At 70.9% G+C, this 26,737-nt stretch carries 27 protein-coding genes, 1 tRNA gene and 1 pseudogene; 15 read left to right on the top strand and 14 right to left on the bottom strand.

Features of this window, described 5'->3' with window-relative positions:
* Positions 1–65: 65 nt before the first annotated feature.
* Positions 66–1,496 (top strand): hypothetical protein, encoded by a 1,431-nt coding sequence (locus tag OG299_RS35470; RefSeq protein ID WP_327363729.1) that lies wholly within the window; start codon positions 66–68, stop codon positions 1,494–1,496.
* A gap of 78 nt (positions 1,497–1,574) precedes the next feature.
* Positions 1,575–1,647: transfer RNA gene (locus OG299_RS35465), tRNA-Gln, on the top strand.
* 135 nt (positions 1,648–1,782) lie between these two features.
* Here the strand turns inward: OG299_RS35465 and OG299_RS35460 are convergent.
* From OG299_RS35460 to OG299_RS35445, 4 genes and pseudogenes are all read right to left on the bottom strand, one after another.
* Positions 1,783–2,097 (bottom strand): hypothetical protein, encoded by a 315-nt coding sequence (locus OG299_RS35460; RefSeq protein ID WP_266632343.1) that lies wholly within the window; start codon positions 2,095–2,097, stop codon positions 1,783–1,785.
* Between the two features lie 73 nt (positions 2,098–2,170).
* Positions 2,171–2,431, bottom strand: a complete 261-nt coding sequence (locus tag OG299_RS35455; RefSeq protein WP_266632341.1) for a hypothetical protein — start codon at positions 2,429–2,431, stop codon at positions 2,171–2,173.
* A 577-nt stretch (positions 2,432–3,008) separates the two neighbouring features.
* Positions 3,009–3,635: a hypothetical protein gene (locus tag OG299_RS35450; protein ID WP_266632339.1), complete on the bottom strand. Its 627-nt coding sequence runs from the start codon at positions 3,633–3,635 to the stop codon at positions 3,009–3,011.
* Positions 3,636–4,913: 1,278 nt separating this feature from the next.
* Positions 4,914–5,769: pseudogene (locus OG299_RS35445) on the bottom strand (helix-turn-helix domain-containing protein).
* Between the two features lie 516 nt (positions 5,770–6,285).
* Between OG299_RS35445 and OG299_RS35440 the strand changes: the two are divergent.
* The 7 genes from OG299_RS35440 (at position 6,286) to OG299_RS35410 (ending at position 11,384) form a co-directional block, all read left to right on the top strand.
* The gene (locus OG299_RS35440; protein ID WP_327363728.1) at positions 6,286–7,719 is read left to right on the top strand and encodes a cytochrome D1 domain-containing protein; all 1,434 of its coding nucleotides are present in this window, start codon (positions 6,286–6,288) and stop codon (positions 7,717–7,719) included.
* A 107-nt stretch (positions 7,720–7,826) separates the two neighbouring features.
* Complete coding sequence (locus tag OG299_RS35435) at positions 7,827–7,964, top strand: hypothetical protein (protein ID WP_327363727.1); 138 nt, start codon at positions 7,827–7,829, stop codon at positions 7,962–7,964.
* 184 nt (positions 7,965–8,148) lie between these two features.
* Positions 8,149–9,243 carry an AraC-like ligand-binding domain-containing protein gene (locus OG299_RS35430; protein WP_327363726.1) on the top strand — a complete coding sequence of 365 codons (1,095 nt, stop codon included), beginning with the start codon at positions 8,149–8,151 and terminating at the stop codon, positions 9,241–9,243.
* Between the two features lie 32 nt (positions 9,244–9,275).
* Positions 9,276–9,608 carry a MazG-like family protein gene (locus tag OG299_RS35425; RefSeq protein WP_327363725.1) on the top strand — a complete coding sequence of 111 codons (333 nt, stop codon included), beginning with the start codon at positions 9,276–9,278 and terminating at the stop codon, positions 9,606–9,608.
* Between the two features lie 2 nt (positions 9,609–9,610).
* Complete coding sequence (locus OG299_RS35420) at positions 9,611–10,102, top strand: NUDIX hydrolase (protein ID WP_327363724.1); 492 nt, start codon at positions 9,611–9,613, stop codon at positions 10,100–10,102.
* Between the two features lie 233 nt (positions 10,103–10,335).
* Positions 10,336–10,632: a hypothetical protein gene (locus OG299_RS35415; protein WP_327363723.1), complete on the top strand. Its 297-nt coding sequence runs from the start codon at positions 10,336–10,338 to the stop codon at positions 10,630–10,632.
* 149 nt (positions 10,633–10,781) lie between these two features.
* Positions 10,782–11,384: a hypothetical protein gene (locus OG299_RS35410; protein ID WP_327363722.1), complete on the top strand. Its 603-nt coding sequence runs from the start codon at positions 10,782–10,784 to the stop codon at positions 11,382–11,384.
* A 67-nt stretch (positions 11,385–11,451) separates the two neighbouring features.
* On the opposite strand, the gene OG299_RS35405 is transcribed toward OG299_RS35410, so the two are convergent.
* On the bottom strand, positions 11,452–11,856 hold the full coding sequence (locus OG299_RS35405) for a hypothetical protein (protein WP_327363721.1): 405 nt from the start codon (positions 11,854–11,856) through the stop codon (positions 11,452–11,454).
* Positions 11,857–12,123: 267 nt separating this feature from the next.
* Positions 12,124–12,552, bottom strand: a complete 429-nt coding sequence (gene tnpA, locus OG299_RS35400; protein ID WP_327363720.1) for an IS200/IS605 family transposase — start codon at positions 12,550–12,552, stop codon at positions 12,124–12,126.
* A gap of 34 nt (positions 12,553–12,586) precedes the next feature.
* Between tnpA and OG299_RS35395 the strand changes: the two genes are divergently transcribed.
* The 4 genes from OG299_RS35395 to OG299_RS35380 all read left to right on the top strand — a co-directional run bounded on the left by OG299_RS35395 (position 12,587) and on the right by OG299_RS35380 (position 15,488).
* A complete protein-coding gene (locus OG299_RS35395; protein ID WP_327363718.1) occupies positions 12,587–13,747 on the top strand; it encodes an RNA-guided endonuclease InsQ/TnpB family protein in 1,161 nt (386 codons plus the stop codon).
* Between the two features lie 357 nt (positions 13,748–14,104).
* Complete coding sequence (locus tag OG299_RS35390) at positions 14,105–14,443, top strand: DUF7144 family membrane protein (RefSeq protein WP_266632323.1); 339 nt, start codon at positions 14,105–14,107, stop codon at positions 14,441–14,443.
* 106 nt (positions 14,444–14,549) lie between these two features.
* The gene (locus tag OG299_RS35385) at positions 14,550–15,203 is read left to right on the top strand and encodes a hypothetical protein (RefSeq protein WP_327363717.1); all 654 of its coding nucleotides are present in this window, start codon (positions 14,550–14,552) and stop codon (positions 15,201–15,203) included.
* 90 nt (positions 15,204–15,293) lie between these two features.
* Positions 15,294–15,488 (top strand): hypothetical protein, encoded by a 195-nt coding sequence (locus OG299_RS35380; RefSeq protein WP_266632320.1) that lies wholly within the window; start codon positions 15,294–15,296, stop codon positions 15,486–15,488.
* A 16-nt stretch (positions 15,489–15,504) separates the two neighbouring features.
* Here OG299_RS35380 and OG299_RS35375 read toward each other — a convergent pair whose 3' ends face one another.
* The 5 genes from OG299_RS35375 to OG299_RS35355 all read right to left on the bottom strand — a co-directional run bounded on the left by OG299_RS35375 (position 15,505) and on the right by OG299_RS35355 (position 22,060).
* Positions 15,505–15,927 (bottom strand): hypothetical protein, encoded by a 423-nt coding sequence (locus OG299_RS35375; protein WP_327363716.1) that lies wholly within the window; start codon positions 15,925–15,927, stop codon positions 15,505–15,507.
* Between the two features lie 106 nt (positions 15,928–16,033).
* Positions 16,034–17,320 carry an MFS transporter gene (locus tag OG299_RS35370; protein WP_327363715.1) on the bottom strand — a complete coding sequence of 429 codons (1,287 nt, stop codon included), beginning with the start codon at positions 17,318–17,320 and terminating at the stop codon, positions 16,034–16,036.
* 94 nt (positions 17,321–17,414) lie between these two features.
* Positions 17,415–19,430 (bottom strand): prolyl oligopeptidase family serine peptidase, encoded by a 2,016-nt coding sequence (locus OG299_RS35365; protein WP_327363714.1) that lies wholly within the window; start codon positions 19,428–19,430, stop codon positions 17,415–17,417.
* Between the two features lie 84 nt (positions 19,431–19,514).
* Positions 19,515–21,152: a glutamate synthase subunit beta gene (locus tag OG299_RS35360; protein WP_327363713.1), complete on the bottom strand. Its 1,638-nt coding sequence runs from the start codon at positions 21,150–21,152 to the stop codon at positions 19,515–19,517.
* A 44-nt stretch (positions 21,153–21,196) separates the two neighbouring features.
* The gene (locus OG299_RS35355; protein ID WP_327363712.1) at positions 21,197–22,060 is read right to left on the bottom strand and encodes an alpha/beta fold hydrolase; all 864 of its coding nucleotides are present in this window, start codon (positions 22,058–22,060) and stop codon (positions 21,197–21,199) included.
* Positions 22,061–22,240: 180 nt separating this feature from the next.
* Here OG299_RS35355 and OG299_RS35350 point away from each other — a divergent pair, with 180 nt between their 5' ends.
* On the top strand, positions 22,241–23,089 hold the full coding sequence (locus OG299_RS35350; RefSeq protein WP_327363711.1) for an alpha/beta fold hydrolase: 849 nt from the start codon (positions 22,241–22,243) through the stop codon (positions 23,087–23,089).
* Between the two features lie 12 nt (positions 23,090–23,101).
* Here the strand turns inward: OG299_RS35350 and OG299_RS35345 are convergent, their stop codons facing one another.
* A complete protein-coding gene (locus OG299_RS35345; protein WP_327363710.1) occupies positions 23,102–23,389 on the bottom strand; it encodes a DUF6225 family protein in 288 nt (95 codons plus the stop codon).
* Positions 23,390–23,463: 74 nt separating this feature from the next.
* Positions 23,464–24,066, bottom strand: coding sequence for a TetR/AcrR family transcriptional regulator (locus tag OG299_RS35340; protein ID WP_327363709.1), 603 nt, complete (start codon positions 24,064–24,066; stop codon positions 23,464–23,466).
* A 123-nt stretch (positions 24,067–24,189) separates the two neighbouring features.
* Between OG299_RS35340 and OG299_RS35335 the strand changes: the two genes are divergently transcribed.
* On the top strand, positions 24,190–25,605 hold the full coding sequence (locus OG299_RS35335; protein WP_266632305.1) for an amidase: 1,416 nt from the start codon (positions 24,190–24,192) through the stop codon (positions 25,603–25,605).
* A gap of 17 nt (positions 25,606–25,622) precedes the next feature.
* On the opposite strand, the gene OG299_RS35330 is transcribed toward OG299_RS35335, so the two are convergent.
* The gene (locus tag OG299_RS35330) at positions 25,623–26,732 is read right to left on the bottom strand and encodes a S8 family peptidase (RefSeq protein WP_327363708.1); all 1,110 of its coding nucleotides are present in this window, start codon (positions 26,730–26,732) and stop codon (positions 25,623–25,625) included.
* Positions 26,733–26,737: the final 5 nt, after the last annotated feature.

Below are 26,737 nucleotides of genomic sequence, written 5' to 3'. Positions count from 1 at the left end.
AACGACCTCGCGCATGGTTGTCGGTGCGACGCCGGCAGCGGAAGCGAGCCGTCGGTGCTGTGCGCATGCGGCAGACGGATAACCAGTGGAGCCCTGGTCAGGCTGATGACAAGGTGACGCTCATGCCGTCGCCCGTGGTCGAACAACTGCTCCGTGAACTGCACGCATCACTCACACTGCGCAAGCGTCCTGAGGATGTGGCCCGACTCATCCAAGATCTTCACTCCGCACGGGGCACCGACCTCGATACGGCGACCGAGACGGCGCTCGCCAAGGCCGCCGAGCACTCGCTGCGCAACCTCTGGCACGGCTACACCTCCATGGTGGAAGAGTTCGCCAGCCCCGTCGGCGCGCAACGCCAGCTCGCCCGAGCCGCGAGCCTGTTCGCGAGCGTGCCGGAACCACTGGGCAGCGCCGGGGACGATCCCGCCCAGATCGAGGCGGTGATCCGGCGCGCAGGCGAGGAGATCGGCCGATCGTACGGGCAGAACGACTTCGGCATGGACCGCCTCAACCGGGTGGAGCGCACGGCGGCGGGCCTCGGCACCGTCTCAAAACGCCAGTACAACAAGCGCTTCCGGTTGCTGCGCCGGATGGAAGCCAAACTGGCCCGCCTCATCCACGAGCAGCACCGCCGCGAAGTGACGATCACCGGCAAAGGCGCGCTTGCCCACGCTCTGCCGTACGAGCTGTTCGCCACCGACTCGGACACGGCAGCCTTCGTCGCGTACATCACGGCGCGCAGCCACATGCGCAGCGTCTTCACCAACGGCCGGCAGCGTCAGGTCTACGACGAGGTCGCAGAGGCCTTGTTCCAGCGCCTGCGGAAGGCTCCCGAGCGGACTTGCTGGCAGGCGGTCGCGCATGTGCACCCCACGGCCGAAGTGCTGGCCCATGTGTCCGACCAGGACCTCACTCGGTTGCTGGTTCGGTGGAACCGCTTCCTGCGCCAGGTCGCCGACCTGCTGGAAGACGCCTGGGACCGGCACCCGCTGGAACGCGACACGATGATCGTGCGCCGCGGCGACGACTCGTCGACGTGGAACCAGGCGGCGCAAGCATGGAACACGGCCCGGGCGCATTGGTTCGCGCTGCTCAGCGAGTTGGGCCAGGACGAGATCCTGGATCGTGTCTGCCCCGGCAAGGTACCCCGCCTCATGGCTGCCGACGTCGCGTACTGGCACCGCATGAGCGGCGGCGGACTGCACCCGGACACGTACGTCTGGGCGGAGCTTCCCCTGCCCTGGGAAGTCCTCCGGGCCGAGAAGGAATGCCCACGCTCACTCGTCGAAGCAGTCTGCGCCCGCCATCGAGTGGACCCGGTGGCCGGCGCCTGGACCGCCCCCAGGCTGGCAGCCAAGGCCGTGGCTTTCCGGCGGACGCCCGAGCTGGTGCACGGAGTCGCCGTCGCGGATCCACTCGCGGCCAGCGCCCTTCGGTCAGCCGGAGTCTTCTCCGGCAAGGGCAAACGTGCAGCCGCTCAAGAGTGGTGGTGACCCCCGGCAGTGAACGCACAGGGCCGTGCCCGTAAATCGGTTGCCCCACGCAGCAGCCCCAGCAATGATCACAGCGGCGACGAGGAAGCTCTGCGGAGGAGCGCCCGGCTCTGATCCCGGGTGGACGTAGGTTCGAATCCTGCCCTCGTCGCCCCTTCAGCACTCGTTCCCTCGCTGCTCCGTCAGCACCCTCGTCCGTGGGCCGTGGTGCGGCTCCCCGTTGCCCGGCCGTGCCCCGTTGCGGCCCACGTGTGGCGCGGGAGCGTGGGCCGCAAGGTGCGGTGGGTCATCGCGTGCCGGCGATCCATCGTTGGACGGCAGCGTTGGTGGTGGCGTCGAGTGCGGAGACGGCGTCGATGGCGTGGAGGTCTCCGGCGAGCGGCGGGATGCCGGCGGCGGTCAGCGCCGCGTGCAGGTCGAGGCGCCGGTGGTGTGCTGCGCTGATCCGGCTGACGGGCCGCTCCGCCGGGTCCGGGGTCGGCGCGGAGCTTTGGAGGCGAGTGTCCTCCTCGTCCTCGAATCCCCGGACGCCGGGGAAGCGGTAGGGGTCGAGCGCCTCCTGCGGTTTCGGCGCGCGCGAGGAAGCTCGCCACGTGTTCATGCAAGGACCTCCTGAAGTCTGCCTGTCGGCGGGGAAGTTGGAGTGGGGCCTACGGGCGCGGCGGGGGCAGTGCTCACGTCCGCTGCTGCTGCAGGGCAATGGCACCCGCGGCGACCACCTCGGCGAGCTGGCTGGCGACCGCGACACTGCATCCCCCGAGCCGGACGAACCCGCGGCAGCCCAGGGGTCCGTCGTTCGTCAGAGAGGGGAGGACCAGCCCTGCGAGCGCGAGGGCTGCCTCGAGATGGGCGACGGCTTCCTGGCCTGCCTGGTAGGCGTCGTCCTGCAGCCGTTTGTACTGGATTCGCTCAGCGTAGGAGAGCTCGTACGCCATGGTTGCTGTCCTTTCTCAGTAGACGAGGGGAGGTGTGTGCGCAGTGCCGGCGGGGGTGTGCGGTGCTTCACGAGCGCGGTCGGTCCGGGTCTGCGGGGCGGGCCGTCGTACAGGCGACAGCGGAGTCCAGGCAACGGGCCACCGGGATGGGCTCCGAGCTGCGGTAAGTCAGATGCCCGGGCCGGCTGCGCGTGCACGAGGCGGTCATCGAAGGCCGTCGAGCCTAGATTGCGGACCGCCCGTGACTTATCGGATTCGATTGTCGTTCCTCAGGTGTAAACGATCACTCGACCCATCCGTCGGGCTCCGGGAAGGACCACGTGTTCCATGCGGTCAGCGGCTGTCACGCCTTCGTCTCCGGCGCCGTATGCGGTGGCGCCGGCTCTGCCTCGGGCGGCGCGGCCACGACTGACACGGCAGGCTCCGGCCCCGCCCGTCTCGGCGGCCTCCCCCTTCGCCAGGGCGTCGTGGCGGCCCTCACCGTCCTCGGCCGCACCCGGCGACCGTCCGCCAGGCACAGAACTGCTGCGCACGGGTGGCGGACCGATCCCGGCCAGGGAATTCCCGGACGTGACCGTCATGCCCCGTAGTGGAATTTGGGGGCAGCGGAGGGCCTGGAGTTGCGGTGCCGCGGCGTCGGTTGACGGGGCGGCCGGGTGAGAGTGATCTGGCGGACGAGCTGTTGGAAGCAGGCGAGCGCGGCGACGGCGGGAAGGGTCGCCGCGGCCTCGGCGGCGAACGTTCTCGGCGCCTGGGCCACGCACAGGAGCGTGGCCAAGGTGGAGAACAACAGGACGATGGACCAGGAGTGGATGGCGCGGCGCTGATGCAGGGCTGCCCTGAGGATGGACAGGGAGGCGACCATCCAGGGTCCGTAGATGAGCAGCGGCCACCAGCCGACCACGTCGTGGGCGGTGCGGGGCGCGGCACTGTGCTGAAGGGCATCGCAGATGGCAAGGCCGCTGAGGACGCTCACGACGGCGGCGATGAGTGCGACCAACACGGCTGTGCACAGGCTGCCCGTTCGCAGCAGGGCCACTGCCGGCGCCTTCGCCGCGACGGTCCGGCGGTGCGCGCCGGGCGGTGCTGCCGCCGGCAGCCCGATGACGCCCGGAGGTCCGGCTGCCAGCCCGGTGGTGCTCATCATGTCGTTCGCTTCGTCGAAGATGCCCCGGTCGAAGGGCTCCGCCTGGCCGGCGGCCATGCTCCCTTGGAGGAGGCAGGCGAGCTCCTCCGCCGGATCCCATGTGCTGTTCCCGTGGTCAAGTCCGAACGGCGGGTGCCCCGTGGCGACGTGCTGTTCGGGTTCCGGTACCGGCCGAAAGATGTGGGCATCCGGCTGGGTGGGGAAGCCGTTCCAGTCGTGATGACCGTACGGTTCATACACGGGGGCCCTGCCTCACTTGGCCGTCGGTGCACATTCCGGACGTCCCGGATGCAGCCACGTCTTGCGACCGTCGGTTGAACTCGTGATGGATCTTGCTGATCGCCTTCAGGAAATCCTCAAAGATTGAGGACGAGTAATTCAGCTCGATTTTCCGACCTTCATGATGCAGGGACGCGTTCTCACCCTGGGTGCGATCGGATGAAGCCGGTGTGAATGTCCACTTACCCATCCGGGCGACGCCGGGGCGAACGGGGAGAGCCTCCTCGTTGGTATGCCGACGGAAGATTGCGTCGATGTTTGCTGTTGTCATAGTCCAACCAACGCTCCCGACCCCGGGCGGGGTGTGAGCCATGCGGGTGATGGTGGTGAGGCGAACGAGTGGTGACTGTTTCCGTTCATCATTTCTGCACTCGCGTCGAACCCGTCAGGACCGCTTGGCGCATCTCGCCAGCGGCACATCCCCGCAGCTCAGATGGGTGACGGCACGGTTTGGGCCGGATGCTGCAGAGGAGGCGACCACGCCGCCCGGACTCCTGCTCGAGTGGGCTGCGGCACGCCCCGGGCGGGGTCGGCGATCCGCCGTTCGGTCGGGCCGCCACGCGCCCGTGCGCCCCGCCGGGGCGCCGGGCGCCTGATGTTAATCGGAAATTACTGCAACCCGACAGACTGCTGCACATGGCTGCAATGAGACGGCTGGGCATAACTCTGCATATGCCGCTGCGTTATGTCGAAATGTTGCTGAGGGCTCGACCGAGGGCCCGCTGTGTGAATCCGTCACCCTAAAGGACCCGCTGTGGCAGACGTGTTGATTAAGTTTGTGCTGATCTGTGCAGTACTAGGTGCGTTCTGGAGCGCATTGGCATCGTCGGGGGTGGGCCGAATGCGACAGAGGGACGTCCTCGAACTGAGGCGCCAGCAACATTTCAAGTACGTCCTGGCCCGGAATGCGAATGCACCCTGGCTCTCCCACCAGGAAGTCCCGGCGGTTGCCGCGCCCGTGCGAGGACCCGCCGGCAGTGCGGCGTGCGCCGCCTGCGGAGCCCTGTCCGGTTGGGAAGGCAGTGTTCCCGGCTGAGCGCCTTCGCTGCCCACCGCTCACGAGGATCGGGTGTGGAGCCGCATGGTGTCGCGGATGAACCGGCGGCTCTGTTCGAGGCTGAGCGCTTGCGCTTGGAGGTGGTCGTACATGAGGTGGTAGGGCAGGCGGTCCGCGGGCTTCTCCAGGTAGAGGTTGCTGGTGAAGCGCTCCAAATACACGACTCCCGCGTCACTGTCGGGGAACGTGAGGATGCAGAACTGCCCCGAGGCACCGGGGTGGGCTCCTGCGGTGTGGGGAAGGACCTGCACGGTGATGTGCGGCTGGGCACCGAGGCGGTTCAGATGTTCGAGCTGTTCGCACATGACGTCGGCGGTGCCGACGGCGCGGTGTAATGCCGATTCGTCCAGGACGACCCATAAACGGAACGGACGGGCGGGGTGGTGGGCGCGATGCTGGCGCCGTAGCCGCACCTCCAGACGGGTGGCGGCCTGCTCGGCTGTGATGTGAGGGTGCCTCGATGACCGCGGCGGCGTAGGCGGGGGTCTGCAGCAGGCCCGGGATCACCAGCGGATCGTACGAGTGGATGGAGGCGGCCTCCGTCTCCATCCCGATGAACACGCTGTAGGGGGACGTCGCCGCAGGCGACCCACCAGCCCTGCCGGCCCGACTCCTTCGCCATCCGCATCAGCGAGGCGACGAGCGACTGGTCGGTGACCTCGTAGAGCTCACACAGATCACGCACGTCACGGGGGTTGATGGCGCGACGGCCCTCTCCAGAAGGCTGATCTTGGACTGCGACACCAGTAGCCGACCCGCCACCGGTTGGGACGTCATGCCCGCGGCACGGCGCATCTGGCGAAGCTCCGCGCCCAGCCGGCGCCTTCTGACGGTGGGGCTTCCGCTCTCCGCCATGGGTGGTGCTACCTCCAACTGCCGGACGTCACACGGAAATACACAACCCCAGGCAAGCGGCAAAAGCATTCTGCATAGCCGAACCGACGAGGAGAACAACCAGATCTCGAAGATCACCTGTCCGGCTCAAGGGGCCCGGCCGCAGTGATGCCCTCGAGGTCAGGCGGCCCGGCGGGCCCGCGCCGAGCGCCGCCGGGTGTCCGGGACACGGACGCTGATGCCCACGGCGACCCGGCCCGTCCGAGTCTGCGCCGCGATGAAGATCGGGCAAGGGCCCCGGTAGGCCGTAGGGGGTATGCACGCATCCGTACAGCCCGCCCTCATGGGTGTTGGGCAGGCACGGGCGGATGACGGCGTTAGCGTCGGCTGCGGCGATCATCAGCGCCGCGGAGGACCCGGACATGCCTGGCAGGGCATCGCTCGTGGCCCATGGAAACGCCACTTCGGTGTCGTGTACTGCAGGAGGTCGTGATGTCGGGTAGCTCGGTACCGGCGGCGCCGGAACAGGGGAACACGGTGCGAGGTCGAGGGGGCGGGGGTTCCTGGTGGGCGCTGCTGCGGTCCTGGGTGACGGGGCTGGCGGTACTGGCCGGGGTGATCGTCCCCCTCGCCGCGGCAACACCCGCCACCGCGCAAACCAGAACCCTCGCCTACGTCACCAACAACGCCGCGGACACCGTGTCGGTGATCGACACCGCCACCAACACCGTCACCGCCACCATCAACGTCGGCAGCGACCCCGAGGGCGTGGCGGTCACGCCGGACGGCACCCGCGCCTACGTCACCAACTCCGGCGGCTCCACCGTGTCGGTGATCGACACCGCCACCAACACCGTCACCACCACCATCAACGTCGGCACCTTCCCCCAAGGTGTGGCGGTCACCCCGGACGGCACCCGCGCCTACGTCACCAACTCCGGCGGCGGCACCGTGTCGGTGATCGAGACCGCCACCAACACCGTCACCGCCACCGTCGACGTCGGCGAGGACCCTCGTGGTGTGGCGGTGGGATCCAGCGTCTACGTCGCCAATCCCGGCTCGGACACCGTGTCGGTGATCGACATCGCGGCCAACACCGTCACCGCCACCATCGACGTCGGCACCTTCCCCCAAGGTGTGGCGGTCAATCCGGACTCCGCCTACGTCACCAACATGAACGACGCCACCGTGTCGGTGATCGACACCGCCGGCAACACCGTCGACGCCACCATCGACGTCGGCGACTCCCCCCTGGGGGTGGCGGCAGCCCTGGTCGGCGGCGCCAACGTCTACGTCACCAACGCCACCTCGCCGGGCACCGTTTCGGTGATCGACTCCGCCACCAACACCGTCACCGCCACCATCCCCGTCGGCTCCCTACCCCAGGGGGTGGCGGTCACCCCGGACACGACCCGCGTCTACGTCACCAACGTCGGCTCGGACACGGTGTCGGTGATCGACACCGCCACCAATGCCGTCACCGCCACCATCGATGTCGGCGAAAGCCCCGTCGGCGTGGCGATCGGGACCGTCCCCGAGCTGGAGCAGCCGCGGACCCCGACCACACTGACGCTGAAGGCGGAGAAGAAGGAGGGCAAGGGCAAGGACAGGCCGGGTGTCCTGGGCGTTGGCGACTTCACCCTGAAGGCCAGGCTGACCGCCGGAGGCGAGCCCGTGGAGGGCAAGCGGATCGAGTTCACCACCGACTCCACCCCGCTGTGCACCGACACGACGGACAGCAGGGGCCATGCCATCTGCAACGTCCCGCGCAGGTATGACAGCGAAGCCTGCTACACCGCCACCTTCGCCGGCGATGACACCCACGGCCCGTCCACCGTCACCGCCTGCGCGAAGAACCAGTACGGCAAACCCCACCACGACGGGGACCAGCTCGACCACAGCAGCATGCATGGTCTGACGCAGGCCCCCGCTGCCTCAACAGCCCATCCCACCATCCGGCACGACCACTGAGCTTGTCGTTCCATCCGGAATGAACACCCGCCATGCCTCCATGGCCGCGTCAGCGGTCGTGGAGGCATGGGGACGGTTGAGGTGCGGGTCACAGGAGGTGTGGTCTGATGGCGTCGGCCCCGGCTGCCCTGCGCACCAACCCGCTGCAGACCCAGTACACCGGGGACTGGCGGATCGTCGGCTTCTACGTGATCGGGAACCTGTTCCTCCTGGCGTGCTCAACGAGGCCCAGGCGCGAAGGCTGACCGGTTTGGCCGCGCCACGGCTCGGAACATGACGATCGGCCGGCACCGCGAGCGGGGCGTGGCCATGGGTCTCAGCCGGACGACGCCGCACGTGCTCCAGCTGCCGCTCCACGCATGCTTGGCGGGGAATGCACTGCGAAGCTGACCGGCAAGCTGCTCGTCCCCGCCCGCGGTGCGCTCGAGTATGAGTGCGGATCTGGCGTCGGGACGAGCTAGGGGTGCAATGGCGGGCACAGAAGTGGAACGGGAGCGGTCCGTCTCCGTCTCCGTCTCCACCAACAGCGTCAGCGCGCGGGACGGCTTCGAGTGGTGGAGCGGGATGGTCAGCGAGGCGGTCATGCCGGTGTCCATCACCAGCGAGTACACCGACCGCTTCAGAGGAGCGGCGACGTCGCTTCGGCTGCCGCAGGCCGAGGTGTCCTCGTTCTCGTTCTCGCCGATGTCGGCCGAACGAACACCCGCGCACGTCCGGCGTTCCGATCCGGAGTGCTACTTCCTCTTCCTGGTCCACGGCAGCCCGATCGGGCTGGAACAGCGCCGCAGCAATACCCTGCTCGAGGCGGGGGACATGGCCCTGTTCGATACGTCTCACCCTCTGGCCTGCGAGTTCGAGGATCACCGCCGGCAGTCGCGGGTCACCCTGCTCCGGCTCTCGAGGACCGACCTGCCGCTGCCGCATGACCGGGCCGACAGGCTGCTGGGCACCCGTCTGTCCTCCCGAACCGGATCGGGTGCGCTCCTCGCCGGCTACCTGAGCGGTCTGCGCGAGAACGCTGACCACTGCGACGCCGAGGAGCTGCAACGTCTGGGCTCCGTAGGGGTCGATCTGGCCACCGTCTTCCTCGCCGGGCAGCTGGATCGTCCCCCCGTCCTCCCCGCCGAGACGCGCCAACAAGCCCTGCTCGCCAGGATTCAGGCCTTCATCGACCACAACCTGGCCGATCCCGACTTGGCCCCGGCCACCATCGCGGCTCACCACCACATCTCTGTACGCCTCCTGCACCGGTTGTTCCAGCAGGAGCCGAAGACCGTCAGGGCCACGATCCGCCGAAGCCGCCTCGAACGCAGCCGGGCGGACCTCGCCGACGTGCGGCTCGGTCACCGGAGCATCGGCGAGACCGCTGCCCGGTGGGGTTTCCGCGACCAGGCGGACTTCTCCCGCGCGTTTCGCCTTGCGTACGGAACGACTCCCAGCGACTTCCGGCGGACAGCACGCTTCGGCCAGTGCCCCCGCGGTGGTCCAGCATCCGGGAGCCCGCCGAATCGTTCACAGGACTGAGAACGGACAACAGCCGGACGAAGGGAACCACCGTGGAGAAGAACGCCTGGGACGTCACCGGGGAGCTTGCCGTCTTCCTCGACGAGGCAGCCGCCCATGTCCCCGCCGAGCAGCGCCGGGTCTTGCAGGTGCTCAAGATCGGGGAGGAGTTCGGCGAAGCCGCCCAGGCCGTCATCGGTGCCACCGGCACCAACCCGCGCAAGGGCCGGTCGCACACGTGGCGGGACGTGGAGTCGGAGGTGTGCGACGTACTGGTGACAGCGATGGTCGCGCTGCACCGACTCGGCGTTGCGGACCCGGCCGCGCTGTTCACCGCGCACCTGGAGAAGACCGCCGCCCGGACCCTGGCTGCCCGGGAGGCCTGAGCATGTGGATTCCCCGGGAGGAGTGGATCAAGACGCTGCCGCGGACGATCGTGGCCTCGTGCGTCGTGATGCTGGACCGGGACGGCCGTGTCTTCCTCCTGCGATACGGCCCCGGCCGGCCGGCCGCGGGGCAGTGGTGGCTCCCGGGCGGGATGCTCGACCACGGCGAGGACCCGTGGGCGGCTGCCCGGCGGGAGATGAGCGAGGAGACCGGGGCCGAGCTGGACGAGGTACCCCGGCTGATCGGCACTGACCATCGCGCCGATGTCGAGAACACCGGCCCCGTGATCGACTACTTCTTCCACGGCGGCGTCTACACCGGCGAGCAGCCCATCCGCCTGAGCCCCGAGCACGACCTCCACGCCTTCAGGCACCTGGACGAGCTGCAGGACACGCCTCTCGCCGCTCGCCTCCAGACGCTGACCGCCCTCCACACCGCCGCCCGGTCCGGCACTGCGGTCTACCTCCGTGAGGGGAGCCCGCTACGACCGTGATCCGGACCAGGACCGGGGCGACCATCCCGAGCCGCGCTCGTGGTGGCCGCCCGGCGCAGGCGCGCCGACTTCGTGTGCAGACAAAAGTCCGCCGCTCCGCGTTCGAGATCGTGGCAGCATGTGCCGCATGACGACGACCAGAAAGGCCCGTGCCGCGTAGACGGCCGGGACACCTCCGCCAGCGCGGGACACACGCTGCGAGGCCGTGCATCGACGGTCTCTCCCGGCGCGCGGTGGCGGAGATCGCCCGCCTCGAAGACACCCGGAACTACCTGCAGCCAGGAGACACAGCCCTGGCCCTGGGCCGGTGGAAGCAGTACGTGCGCAGCCCCAAGCAGCAGCTGTGGGACGAATGCGAGTGGGGCAATGTGCACTGGTACTGCTGCGGCAACCCCCTGGAAGGCCGCGCTCTCCTCGACCGCGTGCTCCTGGCCATGACACCCCGGAACGCCCGCGAACTCCGGGCAGTCCTCGGCAAGTACGACGCACTCTGGATCACCCCCTACCCCCGTCTCGCGGATCGAGGTTGAGGAGGCGCTCCCCCTCGGCGCACCAACGGTACGGGTGAAGACGTTGAGTTCGCCGTGGTTGTTGCGCACGACGCCTGGGGACGTGGGCACCCTCCTTCCCGCTCCATCCCCGTCGTTGGGGGTGTGGCGGACCTGGCAGGGTGTCCGTCATGAGCTCAGAGCCCGCGCATCCCGAACCGGTACGCCACCACGACCACGGCATGTGGCTCGTCCAGTTCACCGACCGGGTGCTCGTGGTCTGCCCGAGGTGCGGTGGCCGCGCGCTCGTCGCGCCTCGGCCCGACCTTCCCGCGCCGAAGTACTTCAGCGCTCTGCTCTTCCAGCCCCGCCGCCTGACCTGTGGCGGCTGCGGTGCGGTCGCCGACTGGACGGCCGAGCAGCGGGGCACCGGGCTGGTCGGCGCGGTGCCCGGGGGTACCGAAGACCCCTTCTTCCGGCGGCCGCTCTGGCTGCAGACCCGCTGTGCGGGACGGATTCTCTGGGCCTACAACGAGGAGCACGTCGACGCCCTCGCCGCCTACGTGGGCGCCCGGCTGCGCGAGCGCCATGCCTCCCCCACGATGGCGATGTTCGCCCGTCTGCCGGCCTGGATGAAGTCCGCGTCGCGCCGTGACGAGGTGCTGGCCGGCCTGGCGTCCCTCCGGGCCCTCGCCGATCCGTCGGCCCCCGCCGACCGCTCCGACGCTGCGCACGAACGTGGCGACCGGCCGCGCCACCACGGCAGCCTGCTCTTCCGCGGCGGCCCGTACTAGAGGTGCATCCTCCGGATCGCCCCGCCCTTCACACCGGGTCGGCGTCGGTCGGCCGCCCGCAGTTGCCTCATGCGGGAGCGTTGCCTCGGATGGCAACGACCCGGTGGGGCCGGTCCAGCCCGCTGGTCTGGACCCAACCCCGGCCGACCGCATGACCGGCAGCGATCAGGCTCTCCGGCTGTCCCTTCGGTGCCAGATTCTGGTTGTAGCTCTGGCACAAGCCCTCTCCGGTGTCGGCGAACAAGTACCGGCGTGCGTAGAGCTGTCCGGCGTGTTCCCACTCGTGGCGCACGATCGGCTTGCGCAGGATGGCCTCGAACCAGGCGGCCGCGCACTCGCCGAGTTCCTGGGGGGAGCCGGTCGCCTCCATCGCCAAGCCGGTCGGCCGGTCGGGGAGGAAGTAGAGCTGGTTGTGGAGGTCACCGCGGACGGTGGAGCCGCCCAGGTGCACGCCGACGTCCACCAGCGACACCCGAGCATGGTCATCACTCAGCGCTACAACCGCCAGAAGCCTCGAGTCGTCGTCAGGGCGACCGATCCAGCTGTGGGCATACGGGACGGTCCACGATGCGGCCGACGTGCGGAGCGCTGCGGCGAAGGCGCGCTCGGTCTCGTCGAAACCGAACTCGTCGTCAGGGTCGTCGATCTCGAACCACGGGTTTTCAGCGGGATCTAACGAGGAACCCCGGGCCTTCAGGCCCGGGAGGAATCGCTTCTCTGGATTGCTCTGACGTGCAGGTTACATCGGACGTTTCTGCTGCTCGATGTACTCCTTGATGACGGACAGGGGCGCTCCGCCGCAGGAAGCTGCGAAGTATGAGGGTGACCAGAAGTGTGCTCCCCACAGGTACTTGCGGATGTGTTCGGGGTGCTCCTGGCGGAGCCTGCGGGCGGAGACGCCCTTGAGGGAGCCGACCAGTTTGGAGATGGAGACTTTCGGCGGGTAGTGCACCAGCAGGTGCACGTGGTCGCGTTCGCCGTTGAACTCGACCAGCTCGGTTTCGAAGTCGGCGCAGACGGACCGCATGACTTCTTCACAGCGTCGAAGGATCTCGTCGGTGAAGGGTCCACGCCGGTACTTGGGTGTGAAGACCAAGTGGGCGTGGAGGGTGTGGGTGACCGTACGGCCCCTGCGAATATTGGGATTTGGCTCCCAGCGTGGGGACATAGATCAATGGTAGTAGGATGTCCGCGATGTCCGCATGAAGATCGTCGTGCAGGTGAAGCTGATGCCGGATGCCTTACAGGCAACGGCCATCGGTGCGACCCTGCGCGTGGTCAACGAACGGGCCAACTGGGTGTCCGCCGTGGCGTTCGAGCACGGCGTGCCGCGTGAGTACGAACTGCGGAAGCACACCTACGCGGAGCTGAAAGCTTCCGGTCTTGGGGCGCAGGCTGCCCAGCACGTGATCAAGAAGACCCGCGACGCTTACACCACGTTGAAGGCGAACATCCGGGCGGGGAATCTCGGCAGGCCCGGATCGAAGCGCAGGGTCAAAGCGGAGTCGAAGCCGGTCACGTTCCGTCCGGATTCGGCTCAGCCGTATGACGACCGGTGTCTGTCGTGGCAGTACGACGCGCGGACCGTCAGTATCTGGACCACAGCGGGACGGCTCAAAAGCGTCCGCTTTACCTGCTCCGCAGGCGCACTCAAGACGCTTCGCGAGTACCGCAATGGCGAGTCGGACCTGATCGAACGCGACGGCGCGTTCTACCTGATCGCCGTGTGCGAGGTCCCCGAGGCCCAGGTCAACGAGAATCCGTCCGGGTTTATCGGTGTGGACCTCGGCATCGTCAACATCGCCACCACATCCACCGGCTACCGGGCCGCCGGGCGCGGCCTGAACCGGCACCGCAACCGGCAGCTCGAACTACGCCGCAAGCTCCAGGCCAAAGGCACCAAGTCTGCCAAACGCCGGCTCAAGCACCGCAGCCGCAAAGAGGCCCGGCACGCGGCGAACATCAATCACGTCATCTCGAAGAAGATCGTCTCCGCCGCTGAACGCACCGGCCGCGGTATTGCCCTGGAAGACCTCACGGGCATCCGCGACCGGGTACGGCTCCGCAAGGACCAGCGGGCACCACTGCACTCGTGGAGCTTCCACCAGCTCGGCCGGTTCATCGCCTACAAGGCGCTGCGGGCCGGGGTGCCGCTGGTGTACGTCGACCCGGCGTACACCAGCCAGCAGTGCTCCGAGTGCGGCCACATCGACCGGAAAAACCGAGTCGACCAGGCAACGTTCGCCTGCCGGTCCTGCGGGATCGTGCTGAACGCGGACGACAACGCGTCCCACAACATCGACCGCAAAGGCGAAGCTGCGTGGACCGCGGGGCGTGAGTCACGCGTCCCGGCCACCTCATAGGTGGTCTGGACGGAGGAGACAACCCGGCAGCCAGTCGGCCTCTACCTCCAAGCCCGGTCGTTTACGGCCGGGTCAAGTTGACGCACGGTGGTCACTGTAGGACGCGCCTGCCTCCCACGGACTGGCTGGCCCTGCGAACGCCGCCCTGGTCCACGATGGCGTCGACTCCGACGGAATGCGTCCCGACGTGCGCACCGCGCGATGGTTGCGCACGATGGGTTACGGGACCGGTGCGTCATGGAGACCTGGTCCCACAGCCGAGAGAGAGGCGGCGCAATGAGCAGCACGCCGAGTACTACGCCGAGCGCTACCAGCAGAGCCTGGGCATCGGGCGGTACGACGTTCGCAGGCGTCGTGATGATCGTCACCGGTATCTTCGGCATCATCGAAGGCATCGTCGCCATCGCCAACGACGAGGTGTACCAGCGCGTCGGGAACTACACCTTCAAGTTCGACCTGACGGCCTGGGGCTGGATCCATCTCATCGTGGGCATCCTCGTGGTCTGCGCCGGCGCGGCGATCCTCAAGGGCTGGGAGGCCGGCCGGTACGCCGGTATCGCTCTGACCAGCCTGTACGTGATCCTGCACTTCATGTGGCTGCCGTACCAGCCACTCTGGTCGATCATCGCCATCGCCATCGGCGTGTTCGTCATCTGGGCCCTGTGCACCGACGTCCCGCGGACGGCGAAGCCCTGACGGTGTGACGGCGCCAGCCGAACTCGGGCGCCCCGGCGCCCCGCTGACTGCCGCTACGATCCTGCCGGTACGCGTGTGTCGAACCGGCAAGGGGAGCAGAGACAGCATGACGATTCACCGGCCGGGCCGGCCCGGAGACCTGCCCGCGGCGGAACTGCTCTGGGCGCGGTGGGCGTTCGTCGCCGTACTCGAGGCGACCACCGAGGCGGAGAGCCGAGGAATCCACCGCACCGGCCACTGGATCGACGGCGCCGGGCTCCGTCTCGACGACGCCGGCTGCACGTGGTGGACCCTGGCCCGGATGGGCCAGGGTCGTTTCGTGCTCTACGGCGAGGACGAGTCGAGCGGCGTCAAGTGGCACGAGCCCCCCGTCGACATGCTGGCGCAGGCCCCGGACTGGCTCCCGTACGAAACCCTGCGCGACCTGCTCGAGGGCTGGGAGCTGGGCTGCGTCTACTGGTACGAGAACGGCGCCTGGGCCCGCGCACCGTACCCCGAGAGCCTCGAGGACGACGGCCTGGACTGCGGGATGAGCCGTTTCGTGGATCGCGAGGAGGTCCTCTGGCTGCTGGCCGGCCACGGGCCGGCCGTGAAGGGGCTCCTGGAGGCCGCGGAGGACTACCGGCTGACGCCCGAGGCGCTGGATCAGCTGGTCGCCGAGACCGGGAACGCCCGGCGCGACGAGGACTGGGACCTGCCCGCCGTGCACCGCGCACTGGACCTCGCCGGCCTCACGGCCGGCGCCGTCCCGGCCTCGTAGAGCCGGCCTCGCCGTCACCCGAACGGCCCAGTCCGCACGGCGTGCAGGACGTCCTGCGATCCCGCACCCTTGACGGGAGAGGTGAGAACAGTGACCAGTCCGACTCCGGCCCAGTTCCGGGCCCTCCACGGAGACATGGGGCGGTGGCAGGCCGTCGACTTCGACATCTACGAGCACCTCGTCGAGAACCAGTACGCCGTCGGCCCGAAGACCCCGCCGGAACCCTCCGACCAGGCTGCGGCCCGCCGGGACCCCCACCCGCCGACCGGGTTCAGGCCGGCCTAACCCGGCCAGCGCGCCCTCAGGGCGCGGGGTTGACCGGTAGGCGCGGGGCGGCGAGCCGCCGGACGCCGCGGACCAGCCCGTACGTCCCGAGGGCCGCCCCCGGGACGGCCGTGACGGCGACCAGGGCCCACTCCACCGCGTAGTGCACGGCCTGCGTGGGCGTCCGGTCGAAAGTGATCATCGGGCCCCAGGTGTAGTAACCCCAGATCATCAGCAACTGAGAGAGCACGGCACGGACCACGGCGTGCACCGCCGTGGGGGCGGTGGCCGCCACGGCGACCACGATGAGGGCGTACGGCACGTACCCGGATGCGAAGCGGCTCGCCGCGGTCACGTTCAGCCCGTCGCCGTCACCCGCGACGGCGATCCACGCGGACAGGGCTCCCGCGGCCAGGCCGACGGCCACCGTGACGGCCGTCCGCTGCACGCCCCTCTTCATCCGCTTCTCCTCAGCTGCCGCCCGCGTTCCCGTTCGCCTCCACCTTCGGTTCCGCGTATGCGCGCAGAATGACCGGACTATGACCGTTTCGTCACGACGGGAAGGGTCAGGCCGCCAGCTGGTCCGCGCGCTTCGCCTCACGGCGCCGCAGCGCATCCTCGTCCGTGTCCGCGTCGTACGTCACCAGCTTCGGCAGCAGTACGGACAGGGCCGCCACCGCCGCCACGCACATCAGGCCGCCGCTCCAGAACGCCGGCCGGGTGCCCGTCCAGCCGGCCACGCTGCCCGCGCGGACCTGGCCCAGCTGCGGGCCCACGCTGTACGACAGCACCTCGATGCCGGCCAGCCGCCCGCGCAGCTCCTCGGGGATGGTCTGGTTCCAGATCGTCGCCCGGCCCAGGCCGCTCAGCATGTCGCCGGCCCCGGCCACCGCGAGGCACACCAGCACCACCCGGATGTCGGTGAACCAGCCGGCCCCCGCGATCGCCGCGCCCCAGACCACGGCTCCGAACACCACGAAGAGGCCGTGCCGCCGCACCCGCGAGGTCCAGCCGCTCGTCATCCCGAGGACCAGGGAGCCCACGGCGCCCGCGGAGTACATCAGGCCCAGCGCCCACACCGCGTCGAGCTCGTCCGCGAGGAAGGGGAAGATCGTGTTCGGGAAGGCGAAGAACATCGCCGCGAGGTCCACGGCGTACGTGCCCAGCAGCACCGGCCGGCTCCACGCGTAGCGCGCCCCCTCGGCGATCCCGCGCAGCGAGGGCCGTTCCGCGTCGGGCGACGGCGGCGCCGGGGTCAGCCGGGTGCACAGCACGACGGACAGCCCGAAGCCGCCGACCGTGATGGCATAGGCCGCCGGGTAGCCGGCGTAGGCGACGACCAGCCCGGCGAGCGCCGGTCCGGCGATCGCGCCGATCTGGTAGCGCAGCGCGTTGAGGGCGGCGGCCGCGGTCTGCTGCTCGTGCGGCACGATCCGAGCCATCATCGAGTCCAGGGCCGGGCGCTGCAGCCCGGCCAGCGCCGAGACACCGGCCGCGACCACGTACAGGGGCCACAGCAGCGGGTGCGGCAGCAGGGCGTTCACGAGCAGGACGAGGGCCAGCACCCCGAGCCCGGCCTCGCTCAGCAGGATCATCCGGCGCCGGTCGATCGCGTCGGCGAGGGCCCCGCCGTACAGGCCGAAGACCACCAGCGGGACGAGTTCCACCGCGCCCATCGCGCCGACCGCGAGCGGCGAGTCCGTCAGGTGCTTGATCTGGAGGGGAAGGGCGATCATCGCCATGAAGGACGTGAAGAACGTGACGGCGCCCTGGAAGAACAGCAGACGGAAATCGCGGCTGGAACGCCACGGGGCGAGGTCGGGAAGCAAGCCGGACAAACGGGTGGTACTCACAACGGATCATCGTGCGTGACCGGCCCGCACCCGGGCAACGGTTTTTCCCGCGCCCGGGCCCCTGTCACGTCACATCACGTCACCTCACCTCGCATCACATCGTTCCTGCTCCCAGGTGCTGCCACAGGAAGGTGTAAGCGAGCGCCTGGTTGGCGGCGGCCTGTTCGTTGTCGCTCGCTCCGCCGTGACCGCCGCCGGTGTTCTCGTGGAACAGCACCCGGTGGCCCAGTTCCCGCAGCCGGGCGGCCGTCTTGCGGGCGTGGCCGGGGTGGACCCGGTCGTCGCGGGTGGAGGTCATCAGGAGCAGGGGCGGGTACGGCCGGTCCGCGGACAGGTTGTGGTACGGGGAAAGGGCTTCGAGGTGGGGCCGGTCGGCTTCGCTCTCGGGGTCCCCGTACTCGGCGATCCAGGACGCCCCGGCGAGCAGCCGGTGGTAGCGGAGCATGTCGAGCAGGGGCACCTTGGCGACGACCGCGCCGAACAGCTCCGGGTGGCGGACGAGCATGGCGCCCATGAGCAGGCCGCCGTTGCTGGCGCCCGTGATGCCGAGCCGGTCGGGGGTGGTGATGCCCCGGGCGGTGAGGTCGGCGGCGACGGCGGCGAAGTCCTCGAAGGCCCGGACCCGGTTCGCACCGAGGGCGGCCCGGTGCCACGCGGGGCCGTATTCGGCGCCGCCGCGGATGTTGGCGACCGCGTACGTACCGCCGCGGGCGAGCCAGGCCCGGCCGGTGAGCGGGCTGTAGTACGGGGTCTGCTGGTCCCGGAAGCCGCCGTACCCGTAGAGCAGCGCGGGCCCCGGCCGCTCCTGGCCGGCCGGGCCGACGACGAAGTACGGGACCTGCGTGCCGTCGGCGGAGGTCGCGAAGAACTGCCGGACCGACAGGCCGCGGGCGTCGAAGCGGGTGGGGGCCTGCTTGAGCGGCTCGGTGTCGGCGCCGATGTGCCCGTACGTGAGGGTGGAGGGCTGCAGGAAGCCGTCGACGTTGAGGAAGTACTCGTCGCTGACGTCCGGGTCGGTGTCGGTGACGGTCGCCGAGGACAGCGCCGGTACGTCGGCCAGCGGCCGTCTGCTCCAGCCGTCCGGGCCGGGGGTGAGGACCTCGATGCGGGTCGCGACGTCGGCGAGCGTCTCCAGGATCAGGTGGTGGCGGGTCCAGCTGTGCCCGGCCAGCGCGGTGCGCTCGTCCGGCGCGAACAGCACGTGCGCGGTGCGGTCCCCGGCGAGGAAGGCCTCGAAGTCGAAGGCGAGGAGCGAGCCGGCCGGATGCCCCAGCCACGAGGACTTCGGGGTGACGATCAGCCACTGCCGGTACGCGTACTTCCCGGCGTCGTCCGGCACGTCGATCCTGACGAGCCGGTCGCCGTCGGCGAGGAGGTGGAGCTCGTCGTGGAAGAAGTCGGTGGAGCGGGAGACGAAGGCGCGCTCGTGGCCGGGGGTCGCGTCGTGCCAGCCGGAGGCGGACACGTCCCCCGCCTCGGCCTCGAAGACGAGCTCGGCGTCCGCCGGGGCGGTGCCCCTGCGCCAGCGCCGGACCGTACGGGGATAGCCGGAGGCGGTCAGCGAGCCCGGTCCGCAGTCGGTGCCGAGGAAGACGGTGTCCTCGTCGATCCAACCGATCCGGGTCTTCGCCTCCGCGACCTCGAAGCCGCCGTCGACGAAGGTGCGGTCCTCGAGGTCGAACTCGCGGACCACGACGGCGTCGGAGCCGTCCCGGGACAGCTGGACCAGCGCCCGCCGGTAGTCGGGGTGGCGCACCCGGGCGCCAGCCCACACCCACTCCTCGCCCTCCTGTGCGGCGAGGGCGTCGATGTCGAGGAGCACCTCCCAGGCGGGGTCGTCCTTGCGGTACTGCTCCAGCGTCGTACGCCGCCACACGCCCTTCGGGCGGTCCGCGTCCCGCCAGAAGTTGTAGAGGTGCGCCGCGCGGCGGACGGTGTACGGGATGCGGTCGGCGTCGTCGAGGGCCTCGCGCAGCTCGGCGCGCAGCGCCTCGAAGCGCGGGTCTGTGGTGAGCGCGGCGGCGGTCTCCGCGTTCCGCTCCCCCACCCAGGCCAGCGCGGCCTCGCCCTCGACGTCTTCCAGCCACAGGAAACGATCTTCAACAGTCACCCCATGATTGTGCAGCCCCGCCGGGCCGTCCAAAGCCGCGGCCCGGAGGACGGGGGCGCCGCAGCGGGGTGGCGGCGGGGCCGGTCATGCCGACAGGGGCCGGTCGTGGGCGCCGACGGGGGCGGGCAGGGCCGTCGAGCCGGTGAGGTAGCGGTCCACGGCGGCGGCCGCCGCCCGGCCCTCCGCGATGGCCCACACCACCAGGGACTGGCCGCGTCCCGCGTCACCCGCCACGAAGACCCCGTCGGGCAGGCGGGAGGGCCGCTCCGGGGGCTTGCCCCACGCCGGCGGCACGCCCGGGGCCGGCGCCTCGGCCCACGGCGGCGTCCTGACGTGCGGGGCTGCCCCGCCCGGCGACGGGGATCCGTCCGAGGGCGAGGTCGAGGTGGAGGGCGAGGGCGACGGCTCGCCGAGGGCCGCGAAATCCGCGTCCCGCGCGAAGTTGCCCCGGCCGTCCCGGGTGAGCCCGAGCTGCTCGGCGAGCCCGCAGGCCCGCTCGGGACCCGAGAACCCGAGCGCCAGCAGGACCAGCCCGGCCTCCAGCACCCGCTCGGTGCCCGGCATCGGCCTCCTCCCGGCGGGCTCGACGGCGGTCAGGTGCAGGGCGCGTACCCGGCCCTCCGCATCGCCTTCGAAGTGCATGGTCGCGCTGGAGAAGACCCGGGGATCGGTGCCGTGGCGTCCGCGCGCCTCCTCGTGGGCGTGGGAGATCCGGTACACCTGCGGGTGCACCAGCGGCCAGGGCTCGGCGTCGGTCCGGTCCGGGCCGGGCTCGGGGCGGATGTCGAGCTGGACCACCGACAGCGCTCCCTGCCGCAGGGCGGTGCCCAGGCAGTCCGAGCCGGTGTCCCCGCCGCCGACGATCACCACGTGCCGGCCCTCGGCCGTGATCGCGGGCGTTGCCAGGTCGCCCTCGCCGACCCGGTTGGCGCAGGTCAGGTAGTCCATGGCCTGGTGGATGCCGTGCAGCTCGCGGCCCGGCGCGGCCAGTTCCCGGCGCTCCGCGGCCCCGACGGCGACGACGACCGCGTCATGGCGCCGTCGTATTTCGGCCGCCGATGTCCGGCCGCCGATGTCCGCGTCCGTACGGAAGACCGTGCCCTCGGCCCGCATCTGGGCGATCCGCCGGTCCAGGTGCGTCTTCTCCATCTTGAACGCGGGGATGCCGTAGCGGAGCAGACCCCCGAGGCGGTCGTCCCGTTCGTAGACGACGACGGTGTGCCCGGCCCGGGTCAGCTGCTGGGCCGTGGCGAGCCCGGCCGGGCCGGAGCCGATGACGGCGACGGTCTGCCCGCTGAGCCTGCCGGGCGGCGCCGGCGGGGTGTATCCGAGCTCCCAGGCCTGGTCGGCGATGGTCTGCTCGACGTTCTTGATGGTCACCGGGTCGGCGTTGATCGCCAGTACGCAGGCGTCCTCGCAGGGGGCCGGGCAGAGCCGGCCGGTGAACTCGGGGAAGTTGTTGGTGGCGTGCAGCCGCTCGGCCGCGGCCCGCCAGTCGCCGTGCGCCGCGTACGCGTTCCACTCGGGGATGAGGTTGCCCAGCGGGCAGCCGCCGTGGCAGAAGGGCACCCCGCAGTCCATGCAGCGGTTGGCCTGCTCGGACACCAGGGGCAGCAGCGTCTGCCCGGCGTGCACCTCGCGCCAGTCGTCGAGCCGCTGGTCGGCGGGGCGTGACGGGACGGGGTTCCGGGGGGTCCGGAGGAACCCGTACGGGTCGGTCATACGCCGCCTCCCTGGTCACAGGCGGATACGGCGGTCAGACCAGGTTACGCCGGGTTCCGGGCTCCCGTGGTGGCGAGGAATTCCGTGGTGGCCGCCAGGAACCGCTCGGGGTCGTCGAGCCACGGGGCGTGTCCGGCTCCGGGCTGGACGAGGAGCCGGGCGTGCGGGAACAGGGCGGCGTATTCGACGGCGGCGGACTGCGGCAGCGATACGTCGAACTCGCCCGCGAGGACGAGCACGGGGGCGTCGAGCCCTGCGAGTGCCTTACGGGTGGTGTCGGGGTCGAAGGCGCCTTCGCCGGCGTAGGCGGCCGTGGCCTCGGCGTTCTTCTGGACCTCGTCGGCGGCATCGTAGGCGCGGGCTGCGTCGTCCCAACGGCCGTGCAGGAACGGTGCGATCGCCTGCCAGCTGTCCGCACTCCCCTGGCCTGCGACGACGGCCTCCAGGGCCGCGTACGCCGCCGGGTACCAGGGCTCGTCCCGGCGCAGGCGGGCGGTCGCGATCCGGCTCTCGCCGGTGATCGTGATGCCGACGCCCATGACGCTCGGGGTGAGCATGACGAGCCTCCCGACCCGCTCGGGGTGTCGGCCGGTGTACAGGGCCGCCAGGTTCGCGCCGGCCGAGTGCGCGAGGAGGTCCATCCGGTCGAGGCCGAGGTGCGCGCGCAAGGCCTCGACGTCCTCGACCTGCCGGTCGCAGCGGTAGGAGCCGGTGTCGGCGGGCACCTCGGAGCGGCCGGTGCCCCGGAGATCGAGCATGATCAGCTGTCGGTGCGCGGGGAGCCCGCCGAGCTGTCCGAGGTACGCGGAGTCCCGCATCGGCCCGCCGGGAAGGCAGACGAGCGGGGGCCCGTCCCCGAAGACGTGGTAGGCGAGCAGCGTTCCGTCAGGGGCGGTGAAAGTAGGCATGGGGCCAGACCCTGCCAGCGCCCACGGCACCCGGCAACCGGGTTTCCCCTGCGGCGGACCGGGCCCAGCCGGTCGAGCCGGTCGAGCCGTCCCGTGGTGCCCGCCGAGTCGAGCCCCGGTGCCTGGCCGAGCCGCCCCGGGGCGATAATCGCCCGACGAGACGATGCCCAGGGGGCCACCGTGTCCACATCCCGTCAATTCTTCGCCGCTTACGATGCGCTGCTCGCCCGCTGGCCGAACGGCGCCGCCGATATCGACGTTCCGACCCCGTACGGCACGACCCGCGTCCACGCGTACGGGCCCGCCGAGGCCGCTCCGCTTCTCCTCCTGCACGGCGGCGGCTCCACCGGCGCCGTGTGGTTCGCCAACGCCGCGGCGCTCGGCGCGCACCACCGGGTGCTCGCCGTCGACATCCTCGGCGACGCCGGCCGCAGCGTGCGCGCGGGCCGCCCGCTGCGCACCACCGCCGACCTGATGGCCTGGCTGGACGCGCTCCTCGACGGACTCGGCGCCCGGCGCGTCAGCCTGCTGGGCCATTCGTACGGTGCCTGGATCGCCCTGACGTACGCCCTGCACGCGGCGCAGCGGGTCGACCGGCTGGTGCTCCTCGACCCGACCCAGTGCTTCGCCGGCTACCGGCCCGGTTTCCTGCTCCGCTCACTGCCCGTCCTGGTACGCCCGACGGAGGCGCGCGTGCTCGGCTACCTCGACCGCGAGACGGCCGGCACGGACACGGACCCGGACTGGAAGCGGCTCTTCGCGCTGGCGGCCTCGGATTTCGCGGACCGCAAGCTGATCGTCGGCCGGCGCCCGGACCCCAGGGCGCTCGCCGCCCCGCTGCTGGTCCTCCTCGCAGGCCGCAGCGGCGCCCACGATCCGGAGAAGGTCGCGGCCCGCGCCCGCGCGGCCGTACCGCACGCCCGGATCGAGACGCTCCCGCACCTCAGCCACTACGCGCTGCCCACGGCGGCGCCGACGCAGACGAACCGCCTGATCTCCGAGTTCCTCACGGCAGCCGGCCGGCCTTGACCGGCCCGGAGCTCAGTCCAGGTCGAGGTGGTAGGCCCCGGCCGCGGCATCGGCGAACAGGGTGAACTGGACCCGGGGGCCCGGCTCGCCGCCGTGGCCGGCCTCGCCCTCGCCCTCGCCGTCGAGGTCCACCTCGACCGGCTCGGCGTCCACGAGGACGTACTCCCCGTAGCCCTCGAAGTCCCCGGGGCCGTCCGCGACACCGATGTGGATCGGCGTCTCGTCGGGCAGCGCCGCCAGCACCTCGCGGAGCCGGCCAGCGGTCCACACCTGCGGATTGTGATCGAACATCTCAGCCATGCGGCGACATTAGAGCGCGAAGGGTGCACCGGGGCCACGGCGCGCCGAATCGTTTCCCGCATCCGCGGCGACCGTCACCCGGAGTGCCTCCAGAGGCCGCCCAGGTGCGCGTGGAGGACGTCCTGCGCCTCGTACGGGGTGAGGTGGCCGATGAGGACGTGCGCGGTGAGGCCGTCCGCGAGGGCGAGGAGGGTACGGGCCTCGCGCTGCGCATCGAGGGACGCGGCGCGGCCGGCGTCCTCCGCCGCCTCCGCGATGAGCTGCGCGAACGACTGCTGCAGGGCTGCGTAGTTCGCCTTCAGCGTCCCGGCGAGCGGCTCGCTGACCGCCGCCTGCGCGACGAAGGCCAGCCAGACCCTGGCCTCGGCCCGGTGCTCCTCCCGCAGCAGCGAGACCTCGGTGGCCGCGTGGCCCAGGGCGGTGCCGGCCGACTGGGCCGGGCTCCTGACGAGCCGGGCCCGTACCCGCTCGCGGACACGTTCGCCGACGTACCCGAGGGCGAACACGAGCATCTCGTCCTTGGTGCGGAAGCACCGCTGCACGGCGCCCATCGACACCTGCGCGCGGGCGGCGACATCGCGCAGGGTCACGCCTTCGAGCCCGCTTTCGTCGGCAAGGCGGCAGACGGCCTCGGCGATGAGGCGTCGTCGGCCCTCGTGATCCACCTGTCTGGGCATGCCCGGTCTCCTCACACCCGCCGCATTGTCGTACGGCCGACTTTATTCGATGCGGCCGCATCGGTTCCCGGGCTACTGTTCCGATGCAACTGCATCGGAACATGAACAGAGAGGGTTCACGCCATGCCGGATCCCTTGTGGAAGCTGTCGGCCGCAGCTCAGGCGGAGGCCGTTCGCCGTGCGGACGTGTCGGCCGTGGAGCTGGTCGACAGCCATCTGGACCGCATCGCCGAGGTCAACCCGCAGGTGAACGCGGTCACTCAGCTCCTGGCCGAGCGCGCACGCGCGGCCGCGGCGCACACCGACCGGCTGCGGGCCGAGGGTGTGGCGCTGGGCCCGCTCGCGGGTGTGCCGTTCACGGTGAAGGAGACCACCGCCGTCGAAGGCGCGGCGACCACCTTCGGCACCCCGCGCTTCCGCGATCTGGTGGCCCCGGCCGACGCACTCCCGGTGGCCCGGCTGCGCGCGGCGGGGGCCATCCCGATCGGGCACGCCAACGTACCCACCCTGATCCTGGCCGGGATGCACACGCGCAGCGAGCTGTTCGGAGACACGGTCAACCCGTGGGACCGCACCCGGACCCCGGGCGGCAGCAGCGGGGGCGATGCGGTGGCCGTCGCCACGGGCATGGCGGCGCTCGGCCTCGGCAACGACTCGGGCGGATCGGTGCGCATCCCGGCCCAGTTCTGCGGTGTGGCGGGGCTGAAGCCGTCCACGGGCCGGTTCCCGGCGGACCAGCGCGTCCTCGGCCCGGACGACCCCGGCCCGGCGTCCCAGATGCTCGTCACCGACGGGCCGCTCGCGCGGTCGGTGGGCGACCTGCGGTTGGCGTACGGGGTTCTGGCCGGGACCGATCCGCGCGATCCGCGGGCCGTGCCGGTACCCCTCCACGGGGAACCGCTGCCCGGGCCGGTGAAGGTCGCCGTGGTGGCGGACCCGGGCGGGCAGGGCGTGCACCCCGCGGTGCGCGCAGCCGTGGCGGCCGCCGCCGGCGCGCTGCGCGATGCCGGGTACGACGTGCGCGAAGTGGCGGACGTACCGCGCATGGCCGAGGCCCTCGAGGCGTACGGCCGGATCGCCGTGACCGAGTTCGCCCCGAGCTGGCCGGTGGTGCGCACGCTGCTCGGCGCAGGCGGGGACCGGTACATCGCGATGATGATGGAGCGGACCCCGCCCGCGAGCGCGGAAGAGCTCGTGGAACTGATGGGCAGGTGGCTGAACATCCGCCGCTCATGGGCGGAATTCCTGTACGAGTACCCGCTGCTGCTCGGCCCCGTGTTCACCGAACCGCCGGTCGAGCCGGGGCTGGAGTCGCGCGACAGGCCGGGCCGCGACCGGGTCGGGACGGGCATGCGCCTGTGCACCGTGACCAGCTTCGTGGGCGTGCCGGCCGTGGCCGTGCCGACGGGGGTGGTCGACGGGCTCCCGTGCGGGGTCCAGATCGTCGGGCGCGCGTTCCGGGAGGACCTGTGCCTGGACGCCGCCCAGGCGGTCGAGGACCGGCTCGGCGTGCTCACGCCCGTGGACCCGCGGGGGTGACGGCGGTCCCGGGGGCGTCAGAGGCCTCCGGTGTGGAGCAGGCGGTTCGGGGTTTCGGCCGGGACGCCGGTCAGGACGTCGCGTGCGGCCTGCTCGGTGAGCCAGGTGCGGACCTGGGCGGGCGTCGCGGTGGGGTGCGCGGAGAGGTAGAGGGCGGCGACGCCGGCGACGTGCGGGGCGGCCCATGAGGTGGCGGCGGAGTCACTGGTGGCGGTGGCGCCGCCCGCGACCGCGGAGGTGATCTTCTCGGCGGGGGCGTAGAGGTCCACGCAGCGGCCGTAGTCGGAGCCGAAGCCGTCCCCGTCGGTCCAGTGGCGGTCGTCGGCGGTCGCGGCGGCGACGACGATGGCGCCGTGGGCGCCTGCCGGGGAGTGGCCGCAGGCGTCGGCGTTGAAGTTGCCGGCGGCGACGACCGTGGTGATCCCCGCCTCGACCATGTGCTGAACGGCGGTGTCGACGGCCGCGGAACGGGTCTTGAGGTTGAGGGACATGTTCACCACGGCCGGGCGCTGGGCGTGGGCGGTCACCCATTCCACGGCCTTCACGATGGACTCCTCCGGCGTGGTGCCCGCGCCCGTGCCCGGGGAGACGTCCTTGGTGTGAGGGCCGCTGCCCTCCTCGCAGGCGATCCCCTGGACGCGCACGATGCTCGACTTCGGGGCGACGCCGTACGTACTGCCGCCGATGATGCCCGCGACGAACGTGCCGTGGCCCAGTCCCTCGCCGTCGAAGCAGTCACCGGCGTCCGGATCCCCGACGAAGTCGGCGCCGAGGGCCGCGCGGCCGCCGAACTCCGCGTGCTTGACCTCCAGCCCGGTGTCGATCACGTACACGTGCACTCCGCTGCCCTCGGAGCCCACGGTGAACTTCCCGTCGAGCGGGCGGGTGCGCTGGTCGATCCGGTCGAGGTTCCACGGGACTCCGGTGCGTACGACGGGTTGCGCCGTCGCCGAGCCGGACGGGCCGGGACTGCCCTTGGGGGGAGCGGCCGTGGGCAGCGGCGTACCGGACGGGGCCCCGGACGGCTTGGCCGCGCCGGACCCCGGGCCGCCGCCGGGCACGGGCCCCTCGTCCGGCGAGCACGCCGAGAGCCCCAGCGCCGCAACCGCCACGGCTCCTGCGAGCATCGCCC

Source organism: Streptomyces sp. NBC_01296 (assembly GCF_035984415.1).
GTDB lineage: Bacteria > Actinomycetota > Actinomycetes > Streptomycetales > Streptomycetaceae > Streptomyces.
The sequence above is the reverse complement of the archived record's forward strand: the minus strand, read 5'-3'. Positions and strand labels throughout refer to the sequence as shown.

Excerpts from the sequence above, each read along its gene's own strand:
- OG299_RS35470 (WP_327363729.1), top strand. The coding sequence starts at position 66 with ATGCGGCAGACGGATAACCAGTGGAGCCCTGGTCAGGCTGATGACAAG.
- OG299_RS35460 (WP_266632343.1), bottom strand. The coding sequence starts at position 2,097 with ATGAACACGTGGCGAGCTTCCTCGCGCGCGCCGAAACCGCAGGAGGCG.
- OG299_RS35455 (WP_266632341.1), bottom strand. The coding sequence starts at position 2,431 with ATGGCGTACGAGCTCTCCTACGCTGAGCGAATCCAGTACAAACGGCTG.
- OG299_RS35450 (WP_266632339.1), bottom strand. The coding sequence starts at position 3,635 with ATGGCCGCCGGCCAGGCGGAGCCCTTCGACCGGGGCATCTTCGACGAA.
- OG299_RS35435 (WP_327363727.1), top strand. The coding sequence starts at position 7,827 with ATGGCGTCGGCCCCGGCTGCCCTGCGCACCAACCCGCTGCAGACCCAG.
- OG299_RS35430 (WP_327363726.1), top strand. The coding sequence starts at position 8,149 with ATGAGTGCGGATCTGGCGTCGGGACGAGCTAGGGGTGCAATGGCGGGC.
- OG299_RS35420 (WP_327363724.1), top strand. The coding sequence starts at position 9,611 with ATGTGGATTCCCCGGGAGGAGTGGATCAAGACGCTGCCGCGGACGATC.
- OG299_RS35410 (WP_327363722.1), top strand. The coding sequence starts at position 10,782 with ATGAGCTCAGAGCCCGCGCATCCCGAACCGGTACGCCACCACGACCAC.
- tnpA (WP_327363720.1), bottom strand. The coding sequence starts at position 12,552 with ATGTCCCCACGCTGGGAGCCAAATCCCAATATTCGCAGGGGCCGTACG.
- OG299_RS35395 (WP_327363718.1), top strand. The coding sequence starts at position 12,587 with ATGAAGATCGTCGTGCAGGTGAAGCTGATGCCGGATGCCTTACAGGCA.
- OG299_RS35390 (WP_266632323.1), top strand. The coding sequence starts at position 14,105 with ATGATCGTCACCGGTATCTTCGGCATCATCGAAGGCATCGTCGCCATC.
- OG299_RS35385 (WP_327363717.1), top strand. The coding sequence starts at position 14,550 with ATGACGATTCACCGGCCGGGCCGGCCCGGAGACCTGCCCGCGGCGGAA.
- OG299_RS35375 (WP_327363716.1), bottom strand. The coding sequence starts at position 15,927 with ATGAAGAGGGGCGTGCAGCGGACGGCCGTCACGGTGGCCGTCGGCCTG.
- OG299_RS35360 (WP_327363713.1), bottom strand. The coding sequence starts at position 21,152 with ATGACCGACCCGTACGGGTTCCTCCGGACCCCCCGGAACCCCGTCCCG.
- OG299_RS35355 (WP_327363712.1), bottom strand. The coding sequence starts at position 22,060 with ATGCCTACTTTCACCGCCCCTGACGGAACGCTGCTCGCCTACCACGTC.
- OG299_RS35345 (WP_327363710.1), bottom strand. The coding sequence starts at position 23,389 with ATGGCTGAGATGTTCGATCACAATCCGCAGGTGTGGACCGCTGGCCGG.
- OG299_RS35340 (WP_327363709.1), bottom strand. The coding sequence starts at position 24,066 with ATGCCCAGACAGGTGGATCACGAGGGCCGACGACGCCTCATCGCCGAG.
- OG299_RS35335 (WP_266632305.1), top strand. The coding sequence starts at position 24,190 with ATGCCGGATCCCTTGTGGAAGCTGTCGGCCGCAGCTCAGGCGGAGGCC.
- OG299_RS35330 (WP_327363708.1), bottom strand. The coding sequence starts at position 26,732 with ATGCTCGCAGGAGCCGTGGCGGTTGCGGCGCTGGGGCTCTCGGCGTGC.